This is a genomic window from Methylobacterium sp. 142-1Y (assembly GCF_057747795.1).
This window is the reverse complement of the sequence record NZ_CM173224.1, coordinates 4,960,196-4,975,775: the sequence shown is the minus strand read 5'-3', so window position 1 is coordinate 4,975,775 and position 15,580 is coordinate 4,960,196. Positions and strand designations below refer to the sequence as shown.

Annotated in this window: 17 protein-coding genes; 1 reads left to right on the top strand and 16 read right to left on the bottom strand. The window is 67.4% G+C overall.

What is annotated here, in order from left to right:
* Positions 1 to 4: 4 nt before the first annotated feature.
* The 7 genes from AC3AOF_RS22840 to AC3AOF_RS22810 all read right to left on the bottom strand — a co-directional run bounded on the left by AC3AOF_RS22840 (position 5) and on the right by AC3AOF_RS22810 (position 7,675).
* Positions 5 to 235 (bottom strand): hypothetical protein, encoded by a 231-nt coding sequence (locus AC3AOF_RS22840; protein ID WP_488346592.1) that lies wholly within the window; start codon positions 233 to 235, stop codon positions 5 to 7.
* A gap of 195 nt (positions 236 to 430) precedes the next feature.
* Positions 431 to 3,841, bottom strand: a complete 3,411-nt coding sequence (locus AC3AOF_RS22835; protein ID WP_488346591.1) for a hypothetical protein — start codon at positions 3,839 to 3,841, stop codon at positions 431 to 433.
* Between the two features lie 2 nt (positions 3,842 to 3,843).
* Entirely contained in the window at positions 3,844 to 4,218 is a 375-nt protein-coding gene (locus AC3AOF_RS22830; protein WP_488346590.1) for a hypothetical protein, read from the bottom strand.
* A 113-nt stretch (positions 4,219 to 4,331) separates the two neighbouring features.
* The gene (locus AC3AOF_RS22825) at positions 4,332 to 5,324 is read right to left on the bottom strand and encodes a hypothetical protein (protein ID WP_488346589.1); all 993 of its coding nucleotides are present in this window, start codon (positions 5,322 to 5,324) and stop codon (positions 4,332 to 4,334) included.
* A complete protein-coding gene (locus tag AC3AOF_RS22820) occupies positions 5,324 to 6,748 on the bottom strand; it encodes a S49 family peptidase (RefSeq protein ID WP_488346588.1) in 1,425 nt (474 codons plus the stop codon). Before AC3AOF_RS22820 ends, AC3AOF_RS22825 begins: the two co-directional genes overlap by 1 nt.
* A complete protein-coding gene (locus AC3AOF_RS22815) occupies positions 6,745 to 7,164 on the bottom strand; it encodes a hypothetical protein (protein ID WP_488346587.1) in 420 nt (139 codons plus the stop codon). Before AC3AOF_RS22815 ends, AC3AOF_RS22820 begins: the two co-directional genes overlap by 4 nt.
* A gap of 79 nt (positions 7,165 to 7,243) precedes the next feature.
* Positions 7,244 to 7,675: a helix-turn-helix domain-containing protein gene (locus AC3AOF_RS22810; protein WP_488346586.1), complete on the bottom strand. Its 432-nt coding sequence runs from the start codon at positions 7,673 to 7,675 to the stop codon at positions 7,244 to 7,246.
* A gap of 318 nt (positions 7,676 to 7,993) precedes the next feature.
* On the opposite strand from AC3AOF_RS22810, the gene AC3AOF_RS22805 reads away from it, so the two are divergent.
* Positions 7,994 to 8,353, top strand: coding sequence for a hypothetical protein (locus AC3AOF_RS22805; RefSeq protein ID WP_488346585.1), 360 nt, complete (start codon positions 7,994 to 7,996; stop codon positions 8,351 to 8,353).
* A 416-nt stretch (positions 8,354 to 8,769) separates the two neighbouring features.
* Here the strand turns inward: AC3AOF_RS22805 and AC3AOF_RS22800 are convergent, their stop codons facing one another.
* The 9 genes from AC3AOF_RS22800 to lipA form a co-directional block, all read right to left on the bottom strand.
* The gene (locus AC3AOF_RS22800; protein WP_488346584.1) at positions 8,770 to 10,080 is read right to left on the bottom strand and encodes an AAA family ATPase; all 1,311 of its coding nucleotides are present in this window, start codon (positions 10,078 to 10,080) and stop codon (positions 8,770 to 8,772) included.
* Positions 10,077 to 10,523: a DUF6074 family protein gene (locus AC3AOF_RS22795; RefSeq protein WP_488346583.1), complete on the bottom strand. Its 447-nt coding sequence runs from the start codon at positions 10,521 to 10,523 to the stop codon at positions 10,077 to 10,079. Before AC3AOF_RS22795 ends, AC3AOF_RS22800 begins: the two co-directional genes overlap by 4 nt.
* Positions 10,520 to 10,987, bottom strand: coding sequence for a hypothetical protein (locus AC3AOF_RS22790; protein WP_488346582.1), 468 nt, complete (start codon positions 10,985 to 10,987; stop codon positions 10,520 to 10,522). The genes AC3AOF_RS22795 and AC3AOF_RS22790 overlap by 4 nt, the downstream gene beginning before the upstream one ends.
* Complete coding sequence (locus AC3AOF_RS22785; protein ID WP_488346581.1) at positions 10,987 to 11,301, bottom strand: hypothetical protein; 315 nt, start codon at positions 11,299 to 11,301, stop codon at positions 10,987 to 10,989. Before AC3AOF_RS22785 ends, AC3AOF_RS22790 begins: the two co-directional genes overlap by 1 nt.
* 10 nt (positions 11,302 to 11,311) lie before the next feature.
* Positions 11,312 to 11,518 carry a helix-turn-helix transcriptional regulator gene (locus tag AC3AOF_RS22780; RefSeq protein WP_488346580.1) on the bottom strand — a complete coding sequence of 69 codons (207 nt, stop codon included), beginning with the start codon at positions 11,516 to 11,518 and terminating at the stop codon, positions 11,312 to 11,314.
* Between the two features lie 90 nt (positions 11,519 to 11,608).
* Entirely contained in the window at positions 11,609 to 12,310 is a 702-nt protein-coding gene (locus AC3AOF_RS22775) for a hypothetical protein (protein ID WP_488346579.1), read from the bottom strand.
* A gap of 1 nt (position 12,311) precedes the next feature.
* Positions 12,312 to 13,577, bottom strand: coding sequence for a tyrosine-type recombinase/integrase (locus AC3AOF_RS22770; protein ID WP_488346578.1), 1,266 nt, complete (start codon positions 13,575 to 13,577; stop codon positions 12,312 to 12,314).
* Between the two features lie 467 nt (positions 13,578 to 14,044).
* A complete protein-coding gene (locus tag AC3AOF_RS22765; RefSeq protein ID WP_048462018.1) occupies positions 14,045 to 14,500 on the bottom strand; it encodes a type II toxin-antitoxin system RatA family toxin in 456 nt (151 codons plus the stop codon).
* Between the two features lie 4 nt (positions 14,501 to 14,504).
* On the bottom strand, positions 14,505 to 15,467 hold the full coding sequence (lipA, locus tag AC3AOF_RS22760; RefSeq protein WP_488346577.1) for a lipoyl synthase: 963 nt from the start codon (positions 15,465 to 15,467) through the stop codon (positions 14,505 to 14,507).
* Positions 15,468 to 15,580 lie beyond the last annotated feature (113 nt).

The following is a 15,580-nucleotide window of genomic DNA, read 5'->3' as shown; positions in this document are numbered from 1 at the left end:
CACTTCAGTGGTGCGGTAGGTCAGCCGGTGCGGCGGCCTTGCGCCTCCGGCCTGTGTCCTTGCCGAACACCGGGGTCACGTCGCCTTCCTTCGGCAGGGGTAGCAGGCACGAGAAGCGCGTCCGCGGCTCCCGCTTCTTGCGCGGGGCCTCCTCCGGCCGCTCGGGAGCCGGCCCGGGCCCGGCCGGGAGGATCGCGGAGAACCGCCCGACAAGGCGGTCCGGCTGATCGGGCATATGTGTCGATCCTGTGTGAGGGCGGCGTGCCGCCAGGGGTGAGCGCAGATCGATTGCGCCGGAGGATCGCGCCCCCGCGCATGTGGGGCAGCCATGCGCGCATTTTTGCGCGCATCTCCTACCAAGATCGCGCCCGCGTGCGTGCGGGGCAGCCCCTCCCCGCAAGAGGGAGGGGAAGCAAGGGGCCGGCCCTGCTCAGACCCAATCGTTGTCGACCCGCGCGCCCGGCATCGACACCCCGACGTTGGCCTTGATTGGGCCGCGGCCGGTGGCGCTCATCCCCCGGGTGCGGGCCTGGAGCCCAGGCGAGGCCATCACCTCGACGGTGTGGTGTGTCCGGAGCGAGGCGGATTCGATGCGGGCGGCGGCGGCTTCCATCCGATCCGCGGCACCACCGCCGAAGCCGCCGCCCCTGAGCGAGGCGCCCTCCGGAACACGTCGCATCTGCCGTTCCATCTCCTGGCGCTTACGCTCGCCGTCGGCCGCTGCGATCTCGCGCAACTGCTCGTCGCTGTAGCGCGAGAGCCCGGTTCCGCCCTTGTGCAGTGGAACCATGTAACCGGGGCCGCGGGCGGGCATGCCGGGCAAACCGCCAGCGGCCCGCCCGCGCCCGATGCCCTGCCAGTTGCCGATGCCGTTGTTCCGGGCGCCGTACCAAGAACTCCAGCCGTTCTTGGCGGCGTGGCCGAGCGCGAAATCGATCTGCTGCTTGTAGGTGCTCTTGTCGCTGGCATGCAGGCCGGTGCGCCGGGTGAACTCGTTCCCGAGCCCGCCGCCGTAGAATAACTGGTAGGGGCCGAACGACCGGCCGTTGTCGCCGCCGCCGTCCCGCCGGCCGTCGAGCTGGTAGCCACGCAGACCCTCGGTGTTCGCCACCGCCACAGCCGTGTCGGGGTCGATCCCGAGCGCTGCGGCACGCTGCCGGATGTAGGCGACGACCTCCGGGCTCGCGCCACTCGAGTTCATCGTGCCGGCTCCCAAGGGGCCGCCACCGCCCGCGACAGCCAGGCCTCCGAACCGGCCACCGGCCCGGATGGTGCGGAACCCTGCGGTGCCCGGGGTGCCCGGCACGGCGGGACCGGACCCGCCGCCGAACGAAGCGCGCTGGATCAGGCCACCGCCTCCCGCACTACCACCGCTGCCGAAGCCCTCGCCCGGCACGAAATGGATCGGAACCCTGATGCCAGGCGAGAACTCCTTGCCCAGCCGCTCGAGGATTTCGCGGCCCTGCTGCAGGATCGCGTCCGCCTTGTCCCGGATGCCCTTCACGATGCCGTCGCCGGTCGCCTCGCCGGTCTCCTTGCCCCAAGCCTCGGCGGCGTTGCGGCGCATGATCTCGTTCCCGCGATAGCCCTCGGGATCGGCCATGCGCTCCGCCGCCTTCCGGCGGGCGCGCTCCAGGATGGCGTCGTCGACAGTCGTCCCGATCGTGGCTCCGGACGACTGCGGCAGAAGGCCCGGCCGGCGCATCATCTCGCGCCCACGCTTGCCCTCAGGGTCGAGCTTGAACTCCATCGCGCCGCGTTGCGCCCGCTCCCAGGTGCCGGCGTCGATCGCCTGATCGTTCCGGTAGGGCGCGCCCAGTGGCGTCATAGGCCGGTGGGCTTCGCCGAGATCGCGCAGGATGCCCAGCGGCGTGGCGATGGCGCCGCCGAGCCTCGCGGCCACCCCGAGGCCGGGGACGCCCTCGACGAGGCGTCCCAGCCAGGACGAACCGCCCTTCGTCGCAACCTCGGTGCCACCCCCGCCGAAGTAGCTGCGCGCCCACTGTGCGAGCTTGTAGGTTGTCCAGCCGGTGCCGGCGATGGCAGTCGCCGCCGCGACCGGCAACTCCGCCTTGGCCGCGTCCGGATGGGCCTTGTTCCACCTGTCGAGCGAGACCGAAAGCTCGCCGATCTTGGTCGAGACCCCGTCGAGGATGTTCGCGGCATCCTTCATCACCGGCGAGGCGAGCACGCCGGCGAAGGTCTCCATGGACTTCGTGAGACCCCCAAGGGCGGCCGTCGGGTCGTCCTTGTTCAGGTCGACGCCTTCCAGCCCCTTCGCCTCGCCGTACATGCGGGCGTGGGCCTCGAAGCTCTCGCGCTGCGTCAGGATCTTCGCGATGACGTCGCCGGCCGTTCCGGTGAAGTTCTTCTGGATCCACCCCAGCTTATCGCCCAGTCCTCGGTAGGCGTATTTCCCCGTCTTCTTGTCCTTGTAGTTATCCAGGTGCGGAACGAGATAGCCGAAGACCCACTGGTCGAGATCGCTCGCGGCGATGTCATCGCCCTTGACCGCATGCTTGACGTTGGCCTTGACGCCCTTGACCTCGCCGTTCTTCAATCGGTCGAGGTTCTTCGGATCAATGAGGCCGATCTCCGCGAAAGCCTTCGCCTTTGAGTGGAGGTTTTGCATCCCCCCGACGATCTGCTTCTGTGCCATCTGGATCGAGTTGCCGGCCGTCGAGCCGCCCATCTCCTGGGCGAGCGACAAGGCCGTGGTCATCGTAAATCGATCCGACCACCTGGCACCCGAGACCTTCGAATATTTCTGCATCTCATAGATGCCTTCGGGCGTGACGGTCTTACCCATCACCTGCATGGCCTTCACGTAGCCATCCAGCAGTCCGACGAATCGATGCGGGTCCTTGGCGGCGCCGATCGATTCGGCGCCCTTGACCAGCAGTCCCAGATCACGGCTGGCATTGCCGGTTGCGTCCTTGGCGTCCAGCAGCGACTTTGCCCTGACCAGATCCGGGAGGACGTGGGGCACCTCCTCCGGATGGGTCAGCACCGACCGGATTTCTTTCGCCAACTCCATGACGGCGGCCTGCGTCACGTTCTTGTATTTGGCGGAGAGCTTCAGCGCGTCGTCTTCGAGTGCGGCGCGCTCGCGGACCGGGATGCCGGCCTTCGCCATGTCGACCCGGACGCTCTGGACCTCCGCACCGGCCTTCGCCGTGTGCTCGACCGCGCGAATGGTGCCGTGCAATCCGATGGCGCCGGACGCGGCCGAGACCGCGGCTCCTACCGCCCCGTGCCGGCGCATGTGCCGGTCGTATTCCTGCATCTCCCGGCGATGGTGCGCCGCCGCCCGGGCGGCGCGCTCCTCCGCATCGACCTGCTGGCGAAGGGCGCGAGTCGTGCTCTCAATGGTCGACTGGAGCCGGCGCTGCTGACCACCGAGGCCCATCAGGTCGCCGCCGTAGTGCCGCACCGCGGCTTCGGCGTTGCGCAGCGTCGCGCTCTGGGCCACGACGGCGGCGGTCGCCTTGCGCACCTCGGCCTCGGCCCGCCGGTGCTGGGCGCCGAGCTCCCGAATCGCCTTCGTGTCCGCCGCCTTGCGCGCCTTGTCCAATTCGCCGGCGAGCTTCGAGGCCTGGAGCCCGGCCGCCGCGAGATTGGCTTGAGCCTGGCGGTAGCCGCCCTGCGCGGCCATCGCCGCGGTGACCGCTTTCTGCGCCTTCTCGGTTTCCAGCAGCGAGCGGGCGAGCTTGTCGACCTGGCTGGAGACCTTCTCGGCCTCGGATATTTGCTTGATCGCCTTCACAACCTGAGCAATTGACGCGGATGCTTTGTCCTCGGCCGAAAGGACGAACTTGCTCTCAATGACGCCCCTAGACATCTTTAGTGCTCCGTGACGCCGAGAAGTCGCTCGGCTTGGGCGATCTGCCGGTCTGCGTCGGCGAGGGCGTGCCGCGTGAGCAGGGCGTCCGCGGCGAGCACTGCCTTCGTGGCGGCGTCGGCGCGCTCGGCGACGAGGTCCATCGCGGCTGCGGACTCGTCGGTGCCGAGCTCGGCCAGCGCAGGAATCAGCCGGGCGGCGAGTTCCGCGAAGGGTGCGGGCGCCGGCAGGGCGGCGAGTTGCGCCGCTGCGGCCGCGAGCGCCGCGGCGACGGCCGCGCGCTCGGCGGACGTGCCAGGCGCGAGAAGGCGCCCGCTGTCGTCCGAAACGAAGATGGGTGTCTCGCCGATGCCTACCGTGACCACGAACCCGGCCATCACCACCGTGTCTCCTATCTGGAAGGGCGCCGGGCGGCGCGTGCGCCGCCCGGCTTTTCGGAGGTCCCATCCCACCGGCCCGCACGAGGGCTGTCGCGCGGGTCGGATCTCTGTCAGGCCGCCTCGTCGTCGTGAGGCCGGCCGGCGGGCCGGGCCCCGCTATTCCGGCGGACGACGTCGTAGTGGCTGCCGATCGGCTCCAGGTCGGTGCGGGGCTGGCGCGTGTCAGTCCTGCCCTCGACCGGCGTCGCGGCCTCCAGCTCGTCGAGGAGCCGCAGGATGGTCGCCGCGTCCTTGTCGACCGGGGTCCACCCGGGAGGGTCGCCTGCCACCAGGCCTGGGATCGCGACGCTCCTCACCAAGTCGTCGGGCACGTCCGACATCTCGGCCGGGAGGTACCTGACCTGCTTGAACAGCCGCTTGTGCTGGAAGTGCATCGAGGTGTGCTCGGACCGCAGCAGGCCGGAGCCGTCTGGCTTCACCTTCATCCGCACCTGAGCGTCGTCGCCGAGCGGTTCGCCTCGGCCATTCGTCCAGAGCTCGATATCCCGCGGCTCACCGATCACCTCACGGGGGCGGCCCGGGCGGGTCCGGAAGTGGTCGACACCTTGGCGCAGCGCGTGCCGCCCCGGCTCGGGGTCGGCGGCGATGGCCGCTCTCGCTGCGTTGTTCGCGATCTCAGCCTCTGCCCTCAGACGGAGGATCCCGCGGATGACGCCGATGACTGCTGGCCAGTCCTCGACGGCGGCCGCACGGTAGCGCTCCCCTGCGGCGTCGGCCTCTGCCACCAGTCGGTCGGTCTCGGCTCGACGCTCGACCTCCCGAGCCTGTTCGGCTTCGGCGACCAGCTTGCTGACTGCCTTGGCAGCCATGTCGCGGTCGAGTTCGCACTCGCCCACCGCCTGCTTCGCGGCGAGCGCTGCGGCGCGGCCCTGATCGAGGGCGACGTCGTATTCGGCCTGCGCGGCCGCGAGATCGGCCTCGGCCGTCGCCAGCGTCTCGCGGGCGGCGTCGAGAGCATCGGCGACCACCGCGCTCGGGCGCGGGCTGTTGCCGGTCAGCAGACCGACCACCGCGGACACGATCTGAGAAGGGCGCCGGGCCATCAGCGGGTCACGGGCACGAGGGCGTTCGTGCCGGCTACCACGCCCTGCACCGGGCGGATGTTCGCCCCCCGCTTCAGGCCGGCGCGGGCGTTGAGATCGTCGATGACGGCATCCCAAGAGTCCGCGCCCTCTTGCACGGCACTGGCCTGCCCGGCGCCAGCCGGAGGCGCGTCGGCATCGAGATTGAGCTCGGTCCGGCCGGCCATGCGGGCGTCGAGGCCCGACGACCGCGCTGAGGAGCGGAGGATGTCCTCGACCGTTCCGACCGGCAGGTCCGTGGTCGTGGCGAGCTTCATCGCCAGTTCCTGCCTGCCCTTCGCCTCCGGGCCGTTGAGGATCGAGTTGAGGCGGTTGCGCTCCTCGGCGCGGGCGCGCTGGGTGGTATCGTCGGACATGTTTGGGCTCCTTGGGGTGGTGGCCTCGGTCGAGGCGGACGGGCGACCCGGTGCGGGCCGGGTCTGGGACGGGAGAGGCTTGCCGGCGTCGAGGTCGGCCAGGACTTCCTCGAACGTGCCGACGGCATCGGCGAGGCCGATTCGGACGGCCTGCTCGCCCATGAAGGTCGCAGCCTCGGTGCTCCGGATGGCGCCTTCGGTGAGACCGGGCCGGCCAGCGGCGACGGTCCGCAGGAAGAGGGAGTAGAATTCGTCGATCTCGGCCTGAAGGTCGGCGCGCACGCTCTTAGGAAGCGGCTCGAACGGGTTCCCGTCGACCTTCTTTGCGCCGGCATGGATCAGGGTCGGCTTCATGCCCTCGGCCTTCAGGTAGGCCGAGATATCGAGGTGCATGAGCACCACGCCGATGGAGCCGGACACGCCTGTCTGGAGGGTGACGATGCGGTTGGCCGCCGAGGCGATCGCGTAGGCGGCGGACGCGGCCATGCCGTTGACCACGGCGATCACCGGCTTGGTCCTGGCGGCCTGCCGGACGGCGTCGGCCGCCTCGAAGGCGCCGACCGCCTCGCCGCCAGGGCTCTCCAGATCGAGGAGGATCGCCTTCGTGCGCGGATCCCGCACCGCGGCGGCGAGCTGCGCCTTGAACCCCTCGTAGGAGATCAGGCCGGACGACGCCCCGATCCACCCGCCGCGGTTCACCCACTCGCCGACCAGCGTGATAATGGCGGTCCCGCCCGTGGTGCGTCGGAACGGCAGCGGGCGCCGATTCCCGTCCTCGGAAAGGGGATAATCCCCGTAGAATCGGCTCGCCCGCGGGGTATGGACCTCCGCCGTCCCATCGCCGCTGACCTGGCTCGGGAAGACCTGCTGGCTCTCGCCAGCGTCGTGCTCGATGCCAGCTAGGCCGCCGGCAGCGGCCGGGCCGGACAGGCGGGAAAGCAGGAAGGCGGAGATCGTCTCGGCGCTCGACGGCGTCAGCAGCAAGGGTCGGCCGAAGAACCGCGATGCGGTGCGGTGGGGGACGGTCATACTTCCTCCTTCGCTTCGCGGGCACGGATGGCGCGGAGGCGGGTCGAGCGCGCCGCGCCGGTCGGCATCGTGCGGACGCGATCGCCCCATAGCCGCATCATTTCGATAGCGAACGCCGGACTGTGCTCGGTCTTCAGCGCCAGGTGGAGCGAGAGAATCGGGTTCTTGGCGGCCTCGGGCGAGCGGACGATCTCGGCCACCCGCTCCACCTTGGCGTCGTGCTGGCGCGTCCAGAACGTGATGGTGTCCTCGACCATCTTCGCCTCTTCGGCCGCGCTCATCGGCGGCAGAGCCGCGATGGTCTGCGCGGCGACGGATCGTGCCTCGGCAATAGCCTCCGCGAGCATCTGTTCGCGGAGATCGGGCGGCCAGGCGATGTCGAGCGGATCGATGGGCATGGGGGTCTGCGCGTTCATGCGCAGAATCTCGCAGCAATCGCCGCGCTTATCATCGGTCAAAAATGGGCAATTAGCCTGTTTATATAGTCAAAAATGATCAATGACCCTGCGAATTCGACAGGAAAGCCGTCACTCCCTCCCGGCTGAACCGCCACCGCCCGCCGGATTTCCATCCGAACCCGTGCTTGAGTGCGTGCTTCCTGATCGTCGCCCGGGTGCAGCCGGCGAGGCCCGCCGCCTCGTCGAGCGTGAGGTGCTGACGAACGCCCACGGCCGGAGCCGCGGCGCTCTCGATCGCCACGAGCTCGTCGATCATGGCAGTGACCGCCGCCTCATCGGCGGCGAGTTCAGCACGGCGACGGTGCAGGGCCGGCATCAGGCGGCCGATGGCAGCGACGAGTTGGTCGCGCCTGGACAGGTCGGCGGCTGCCTCCTGACGAGCGTCAGGCGCAGCGCAGTGCGGCCCCTCTGCCGGTCGAGGCGGCGAGAGGTCTCGCTGGTGCTTCGAAGAGGGGTTTGAAGAGGTCATGTCATTGATTTTCCTGGGCTCGAGCGGCCGCGGGAGCGAAACGAAACCGCAAAATGGAAAATGCAAAAACGCGCGAAGTCCGCGCCACGTAGCGCCGCATGACCTTCCCCCGGTCCACGGTCCCTAAAGTGCAGAAATGCAACAGTGTGGCAGGGGTGCAGCAAGGGGGCATAGGGGGTGCAGGGGCGCATCTCTGCCCAGACGGTGGGCGGGGGCGGCCCGGAGGCCGCCCGCCTCGGGTGCGTCCGCGCACGTGGGTGACGGTGGCTCATCCCCACATCTGACCATGAACAAGAGTGAGGTCAGCCCGAGATCGTCATGTCCAAGCCAGCGCTTCGCACCATGAACTGGTGCGCCCAAGAGATCATCTCTGGACGAGCCGGCTGCGTACCCTGTCTCAAGATCTATGGCGATGTTGAGGTTGCCGAGGACGGCGCAGAGCCATTCCTCTGTGAGATCGTCTCCGGCGACGTTGAACCCGGCACTCTGCTGCTCAACCTCAAGGGTGTCGGTGACGGTAGCCCCATCCTGGGCGTGGAGATGCGTACCATTCGGTTCAGGAAGGTCAGCCCGACCCGCCGCTACTCCCATGTGCTGGTAGTCCGCGACGGCGCCCCCATCGTCCGCATGGATGTAGCCCGAGCCGACCACCTTCCCGAGCCCCAGAACCTGGGCTGATGCGTGAGCCTGTCGCCGTGACAAGGGCGTGATCTGCTGTGACCTCGCGTGACGGCGGAGGTCTTGCGCGTGACAAGTGAAGGTGGTGAGCGTGACGAGATGAGCGCGTGAGCGTGACATCCCACGTGATCGTCGCCCGCGGCCGTGATGCTCGGACTCGGCGAGGGGCATCGAGAAGCTGATGTTGTGGAGAGGCGTGGTCGCGTGCCCCTTCGAGGGGCCGCGAGCGGCCGCGCCGTCACCCTCGACGATGGGTGCGCACGAGCTTCGGTGCTCCAGGGCTCTGAGGCTCACCAGGATCAGAGACCACGCGGCCGCGGTGCCGTGCCAGGACGAGGCGCGCCGGGCGGATCGATCGCGCCGTGGGCGCGCCGACCGCCGGACGCTCCCGGAACGTCCCACGAACATGATCCCGTTCATGCCGCTGACGCTCCAACCTTCCGGGTGGAGCGACGAGGGGCGTCAGCAACGTCAGCACCCCCTCTTATAGAGGGGGGTGCGCTGACGCCTTCCGCTGACGCTTTGCCCCCGTCATCGCTGGTGTCTTGCTGATGCTCCGCTGACGCCTTGCTGATGCTGACACCTTGGGCGTCGAGGCTCACGTCTCCACGGTCGAGGAGGAGGCGATGGACCTTGGACCAGGCCTGCCGCTTGTTCTTCTGCGGCCGCTCGCCGAAGGCGGTGAAGGTCGCATCGCGCCAAGCGTCGAGCGAGATCACGCTGCCGAGGCTGCTGATCGTGCTGAGCACGTTGAGGGCCATCCGGGCGTCCGGCGGGAGGCGCGTGGCGGCCTTAGGGCCGCCCACGCCGCCCTCATTGCCCGCTGGCACGGCCGTGACCACCGTCTCGCCTGAGCCGATCTCGATGGGCTCCAGCCGGAACGTCAGGGTCTGGCCCTCGGCCACGGCGTTCGCCTTGGTCACGGTGAGCCGACGGACCGGTCCACTGCCCCGGATCGTCATCTCCACGTCTACGGCGCCGAGGAGAGCGCCGGACCCCCGCATGCCGCCCCCGGACTTGTCGAGGTGGTGCAGCAGGAGCACCGCGGCCGAGGGATGCGCCTCAACGATCCGGGTCAGGCCCTCGGCAGCGAGCCCGATGTCCCGGCTCGAGTTCTCGTCGATGCCACGGAAGCACCGGGCTGCCGTGTCGACCACGACGAGGACGAGGGGTTGACGCTCACCGGCGACCACCTCGGCGATTCCTGCGAGGAGCTCGTCGACGCTCCTAGGGTCTGCGAACTGCGGGCGGGCGGGCGTGACATAGAGTGGAGCACCAGGTGAGGCGGCGGCATCGAGCCGCCGTTCGATCTCGGCTGCACGCTCCGCAGCCACGTAGCACACCGCGCCCGGCCGCACGGCGCGGCCGAGGAAGGGGAGCCCTTCGGCGACGCAGACCGTCGTCAGGGCGGCCAGCGTGGACTTGCCGCAACCAGGGGCTCCGACGAGGGCGGCGATCTCGCCAGCAGCGACGAGGCCGGCGATGATCTCGGCGCGAGGCGGCCGTGCCGGTCGGCGGTCGAGGCGATGGAACTTGATGCTGGAGCGACCCCGGCGGGAAGTACCTGCTGTCGGCTCGTCGGCTTTCGTCAGGGCGCTCGGATTACCCACGACGCGGGCCTCGCCCGCCAGGCGGACCCCGTCGCGGGTGCTGAGATGCGCCAGGTCTGCCGGCTCACCAACCTGGGGCGCCCGCTTCTGGGTGCGCTGTGCCGTTGTTCGCGTCATGCGGCGGTCCCCCCGTCGGAACCGGACTGGTCGCCTCCGTCACGCAGCCAGACCAGCCGCGCTACCTCCCGTTCGAGACACGAAATCTCCTGTCGAATGACGTCGGCCGGGACGCCGAGACGCCTCAGCTTGGCGCGGATGGGCTTGAACCGCCGCTCCACGAGCATGGTCCGGCTGCGCCTGCCGTGATGCGATCGCAACGCCATGAACTCGTTCGCCAGGTCCTCGGTGAGATCCACGCGGCGGCAGAGGGGGAACGGGATCATCTCTGCCTTGGGCCGCGGCCGCGGGGCCGCTGGTGCGGCCCCGGCGAGGCGGGGAGCCTGCGCTGGGGCGGGATCCGGCCGGGACACCGCCTCCGGCGGGCACTTCGGCCGCGCCGGCTCCGGGCAGAGAAGGCCGGCGAACAGGGGGAGGTCGCCGACATCGGGAGGCGCCTTCATCGCGCGGCCTCCTCGTCAACGAGGTCGCCGAGCGTTGGGCTGCTCTCCAGCTTGTTGATATCAATCAGGTGGCGCGCTTCGGGAGGTCCGAGCCGCCGCATCCGACCTTGTTCGATGGTGGCAACGAAGGCCGGTTCCGCTTCATCTAGAACTCCGCGAAACCGTCGGCATCCAATAGCTCTGAGGGCATCGTAGAACTCTGGGTGATACCACGCCCAAAAATATGATCCGGTGCGATAATAGAGATCTCCGTCCTTATGCCATGCAAGAATTTCTTCCGCGCGCTTGATCGCGTGCTCTGTGCAAATGCGCGACCATTCCGGCTTAGATCCAGACCGGAGGCTCTGCACGAGATCCTCTAACCCTCCTCCAGGTGCTACCGCCTGGAGGAGTGCAAAGCATCTGTGGGTGAGTCCTAATCCTTCACGGAGCACATCGTAGGAGAGATTATCCAGATTGCTCATCAGATCTCCCCCGCCGAGAAGAGGGCGTCGAGGCTAGCGTCGAGTTCGGCGTCCCGGGGGCCAGCCGGGACCGGTTCGGAAGCCGGCCCGGCGATGGCCTTACGGATCACCTCGCCGTCGATGGTGCGCTCAATGGTCTGCCACCATGCCTCGGTGCGAGCGTCTTCTACCTCGACGCTGGCTTCAATCAGAACGCTCTCAGGCGTCCCCGGAAAGGCTTGGCGAGCTGCTGCGAACTTGTTATCGCCCCGCGCTTCAGCCTCAGCCATGACGCTGATGATCCGTGCCATCACCTGTTTGCGGACGTCACTCATGGCCGCCCCCTCACGCAGCGGTAGCGGAGGAGCACAGGCGGGAGCGCTCGCGGTTCGCGAGCCACTCGTCGATCTCGGCCTCGGGCCACGCGATCCGGCGCTCGCCGATGCGGATGGGATCGGGAAATCTGCTCTTCCGGCGCAGTCGATGGAGGGTTGCGCCGGAGAGGCCTGTCTTCGCCTCAACCTCGCGCTGGGTGATGTACTTGACGCTCAAAGCCGCCTCCTGAAATTCTGGGCGGCTTCCTGATTAGACACGCGGCTTCGTGCTGTGACGGGGGTAACCGATTTTCTTTTCGCGGACGAATTACCCCTGTCTGGGCGCCTGCCACGCAAGCCAGTATGTCCGACGTTCCGCCACCTCCTCTCGGTCGGAGAGGCTGGCAGGATCACGGTACCAGTCTATGAATTGATCAATCATGTTCGGACTTAATTTTTCCATGTACATGATTGGCTTTGATACTGACATTATAAAATCAACAAAGGGACCAAAAATTTGCCCATCTTTGTCTTTAGATACAGCAGCTCTACGCTCTCGACTTTCTTCATATATCTGCGTTGCGTAAATCCATGCGCGCCGCCGCGCATGTAGCGTCTCTATTCCACTCTTTTGAGAGGCATCATTCATCGCGCGCAGTAGCAATACTCTAAATGAAAGCAGTGGACTTATTTCGTCATCCTTGAGCAGATCCTCCGCACCAAAGTGTTCGACGTCTAAAAAATCAAGATTTGCTTGCAGCCATTCTTTCTCAGATTCAATAGAATCCATAAGTTGTTCTGCTATTTTAGAAATATTACTTAGTTTCCTCTTCCTTGTTATGTTGTATAATCCATTATTTATATCCCTGAAATAAGAACGACTTAAATGCTCCAGATCAATCTTTAATTGCCTGATGTCATGCACATTTTCGAGAATGTCCACAATGCGGTTCCAGTATTTTCCTTGTGGATTGGTGAGGCGTCTTGTTAGGGCTGTTTCGCACAACAGCCTTGCATCTCGTTCGGACATCTCAGTGCTCAATACGCCCTCCCATGACCGCAAGGACGTGAACAGCCCAAGCTTCGAGCGCCGCTCGCTTTTCCTTCAGGCGTTCGTATTTGTCGTAGTGCCGGGCGTGCACGTCATCCTCGACGTGGGCGAGCACGGCCTTGCGATCCTCGCGTGGGATCCCAAGCCGTGCGAGGCCGGTCGCCACGGTGCGCCGGAAGTCGTGCGGCGTCGGCGGCTGATCCTGGAGCGAGGCAGCAGCCTCTCGGTCTGGCCCTTCGATCTCGAGCGCGGCGATGACCCGCCGGACGGCCTGGCTGAGGCTGTGGCGGGCGAGGGTGTCGCGAGCGACGAAGCGGCTCGCGAACACACGCTGGCCGTCCCCATCGGCCTCCCGGCGCACGATGGCAGCCTGCAAGATTTCGACTGCGGCGGGAGCGAGAGGAACGATCTGCGGGCGGCGGGCTTTCATGCGCGCGGCCGGGATCTCCCACCGCGCCTCTTCGGGCCGGTCCAGGTCGTGCAGCTCGGTCCGCACAAGGCCGGCCACCTCCCCCGGGCGCTGCCCGACCAGGAGCAGGAACCGCAGGGCATCGCCGACGTCCTGGGTGACACCCTCCCCTTCGAGTGCGCGCCACAAGACGCGCACCTCGGAATCGGTGAGCACCCGGTCCTTCGCGGTCTCGCGTGCCCGCTTCTTGAGACCGGCGATCGGGTTCACCTCGAGGTGCTGATCCTCGACTGCGAAGTTGAACAGCGTGACCAGCACCGTCTGCGTGCGGTTCGCGCTCGTCGGCGCGGTCTTCTTGATCCCGTCGAGGAGGTTGATGGCGTCGCGCCGGGTGATGCTCGACGCGGCGCGCTTGCCCCAGGCGGCCCGCGGCCGCTTGAGGTACCCCTCGTCGTTCTGCCAGCTCACCTTGCGGGGCTTGGCGTACTCGTCGAGGTAGCGCTGAGCGAGCTCGTCAAAGGTCAGGATGGTGGCGGCCGCAGACTTCCGGGCCTTCATTTCCCGCTGGGGGTCGCCGCCGTCGGCGACCGCGACGCGGTGCCGGGCGGCCCGCTCCCTGGCCTCAGCAAGGGTGAGATCGGCAAGCCGGCCGAGCGTGATCCGCTGGTACCCCTGCCCCGCCTTGGGCCGGTACCGGAACGACCAGGTGCCGTTGGCGGTCGGGCCGATCCTGAGGCACAATCCGGGCGTGCGCTCGTCCCAGACCTCGGTTCGCGCCTCCGGGGGCTTCGCTTGCAGTCCGGCGACGTAGCTGTGTGTCAGGGCGACGATCGGCATTCTGGCGCACTAGTCTCCGCGCGGACCTGGGGTTCTCGTGGGGTTCAGAATTGCGAGATGGCCTGAACCCCGACGAAAGCTCCCGACGCAGAATGACGTTTAATGCCAGTGGGATGCAAGAGCTTGTGAGACTACCTGAATCCCCATGAAACGGCCTTCTGAGCGGCTGGGGGACTAGGGGTCGGAGGTTCGAATCCTCTCGCTCCGACCATTATAAACTCTGGTGAGACAGAGATTGACGACAGGCGGCCTTCGGGCCGCCTTCGTCGTTTATGGGCCCGGGGATCGTTGTCTAGGCTACCGCAGGACCATCTATCGTGCCGCTCTGCTGTGCATTTCCTGTCGGGTCGAACACCATCAGGTGAGTGCCATACCTCACCGGGTTCCATCTCGAGACGAAATCTCACATTCCAGTCTAATGATATTCTGGTTCGGGGCCGATACCCGGCCCCACCCCACGTCATCCCTCACGCCCTTGCATACAACCGATCCGCCCGGCTCTCGAACGCATCCGTGAATTTCCGGAACGCCCGGTCGAACATCTTGCCCATCAGGAGCCCCAGCGCCAGGCTCTTGAACTCGTAGGTGATGAAGAACTCGACCGTGCAGCCGCCGTTCGGCGCCTCGCGGAAGGTCCAGCGGTTCTCCAAGTGCCGGAACGGGCCGTCGATGTACTCAGCCAGGATCTTCAGGTTCGGGCGGTCGAGGCGGACCCGGGTGGTGAAGTGCTCGGAGATCGCCTTGTAGCCGACGCCCATGTCGGCCACGAGGGTTTCGGTGCCGTCCTCGCCCTCCTGCCGGCGCAGCACCCTCAGGGACTCGCAGAGCGGCAGGAATTCGGGGTAGCGCTCTACGTCGGCGACGAGGTCGAACATCTCCGTCGGGCTGTGGCGGACGGTGCGGGTGGTGCGGAAGCTCGGCATCGGGTCAGACGGTTCCCAGCCGGCCGAGCCGGGCCTGCTTGAGCCGGGCGAAATCCTCGCCGGCGTGGTGGGAGGAGCGGGTGAGCGGCGTCGCCGAGACGAGCAAAAAACCCTTGGCGTAGGCCGTGGTCTCGTAGGCCTTGAACGCATCCGGCGTCACGAAGGACAGGACCGGGTGGTGCTTCTTCGTCGGCTGCAGGTATTGCCCGATGGTCAGGAAGTCGACCTCGGCCGAGCGCAGGTCGTCCATCAGCTGGAGCACCTCGTTGCGCTCCTCGCCCAGTCCCACCATGATCCCCGACTTGGTGAAGATGGTGGCGTCGAGCTCCTTCACCCGCTGCAACAGGCGGATCGAGTGGAAGTAGCGGGCGCCGGGACGCACTGTCAGGTACTTCGACGGCACGGTCTCGAGGTTGTGGTTGAACACGTCGGGGCGCGCCGCCACCACGATCTCCAGGGCGCCGTCCTTGCGCAGGAAGTCGGGGGTCAGGATCTCGACGGTGGTCGCGGGGCTCAGGCGCCGGATCGCCGCGATGACGGCCGCGAAATGGGCGGCACCGCCGTCACGCAGGTCGTCGCGGTCGACCGAGGTGATGACGACGTGGTGCAGGCCGAGCTTGGCCACGGCCTCCGCCACCCGCTCGGGCTCGGCCGCATCGAGGGCGTCCGGCATGCCCGTGCGCACGTTGCAGAACGCGCAGGCCCGGGTGCAGGTATCCCCCATGATCATGAAGGTGGCGTGCTTCTTCTCCCAGCACTCGCCGATGTTCGGGCAGCCCGCCTCCTCGCACACCGTCACGAGCTTGTTCTCGCGCACGATGGCCTGGGTCTCGGCCCATTTCGGCGAGCCCGGCGCCTTGACGCGGATCCAGTCCGGCTTGCGCAGGATCGGCTGGTCGGGCCGGTGCGCCTTCTCCGGGTGGCGGGGGCGCTGGTCGTTGCGCAGGAGGTCGAGGACGACGGCCATGGGATCCGGGGCGGCAAGGGGTTTGGGGACGACTGCGCCCGCGAACCCCTCGCGGCGCGAACCTGACTTAGGATGTCCGGGCCGCCGGAGCAAATGGGGCGTGACGCGCCGCC

Bases quoted from the DNA above. Each gene is read 5' to 3' on its own strand.
- AC3AOF_RS22810 (WP_488346586.1), bottom strand. From the start codon at position 7,675: ATGACCTCTTCAAACCCCTCTTCGAAGCACCAGCGAGACCTCTCGCCG.
- AC3AOF_RS22825 (WP_488346589.1), bottom strand. From the start codon at position 5,324: ATGGCCCGGCGCCCTTCTCAGATCGTGTCCGCGGTGGTCGGTCTGCTG.
- AC3AOF_RS22775 (WP_488346579.1), bottom strand. From the start codon at position 12,310: ATGTCCGAACGAGATGCAAGGCTGTTGTGCGAAACAGCCCTAACAAGA.
- AC3AOF_RS22830 (WP_488346590.1), bottom strand. From the start codon at position 4,218: ATGGCCGGGTTCGTGGTCACGGTAGGCATCGGCGAGACACCCATCTTC.
- AC3AOF_RS22785 (WP_488346581.1), bottom strand. From the start codon at position 11,301: ATGAGTGACGTCCGCAAACAGGTGATGGCACGGATCATCAGCGTCATG.
- AC3AOF_RS22800 (WP_488346584.1), bottom strand. From the start codon at position 10,080: ATGACGCGAACAACGGCACAGCGCACCCAGAAGCGGGCGCCCCAGGTT.
- AC3AOF_RS22765 (WP_048462018.1), bottom strand. From the start codon at position 14,500: ATGCCGAGCTTCCGCACCACCCGCACCGTCCGCCACAGCCCGACGGAG.
- AC3AOF_RS22815 (WP_488346587.1), bottom strand. From the start codon at position 7,164: ATGAACGCGCAGACCCCCATGCCCATCGATCCGCTCGACATCGCCTGG.
- AC3AOF_RS22820 (WP_488346588.1), bottom strand. From the start codon at position 6,748: ATGACCGTCCCCCACCGCACCGCATCGCGGTTCTTCGGCCGACCCTTG.
- AC3AOF_RS22805 (WP_488346585.1), top strand. From the start codon at position 7,994: ATGTCCAAGCCAGCGCTTCGCACCATGAACTGGTGCGCCCAAGAGATC.
- AC3AOF_RS22790 (WP_488346582.1), bottom strand. From the start codon at position 10,987: ATGAGCAATCTGGATAATCTCTCCTACGATGTGCTCCGTGAAGGATTA.
- AC3AOF_RS22795 (WP_488346583.1), bottom strand. From the start codon at position 10,523: ATGAAGGCGCCTCCCGATGTCGGCGACCTCCCCCTGTTCGCCGGCCTT.
- AC3AOF_RS22840 (WP_488346592.1), bottom strand. From the start codon at position 235: ATGCCCGATCAGCCGGACCGCCTTGTCGGGCGGTTCTCCGCGATCCTC.
- lipA (WP_488346577.1), bottom strand. From the start codon at position 15,467: ATGGCCGTCGTCCTCGACCTCCTGCGCAACGACCAGCGCCCCCGCCAC.
- AC3AOF_RS22770 (WP_488346578.1), bottom strand. From the start codon at position 13,577: ATGCCGATCGTCGCCCTGACACACAGCTACGTCGCCGGACTGCAAGCG.
- AC3AOF_RS22835 (WP_488346591.1), bottom strand. From the start codon at position 3,841: ATGTCTAGGGGCGTCATTGAGAGCAAGTTCGTCCTTTCGGCCGAGGAC.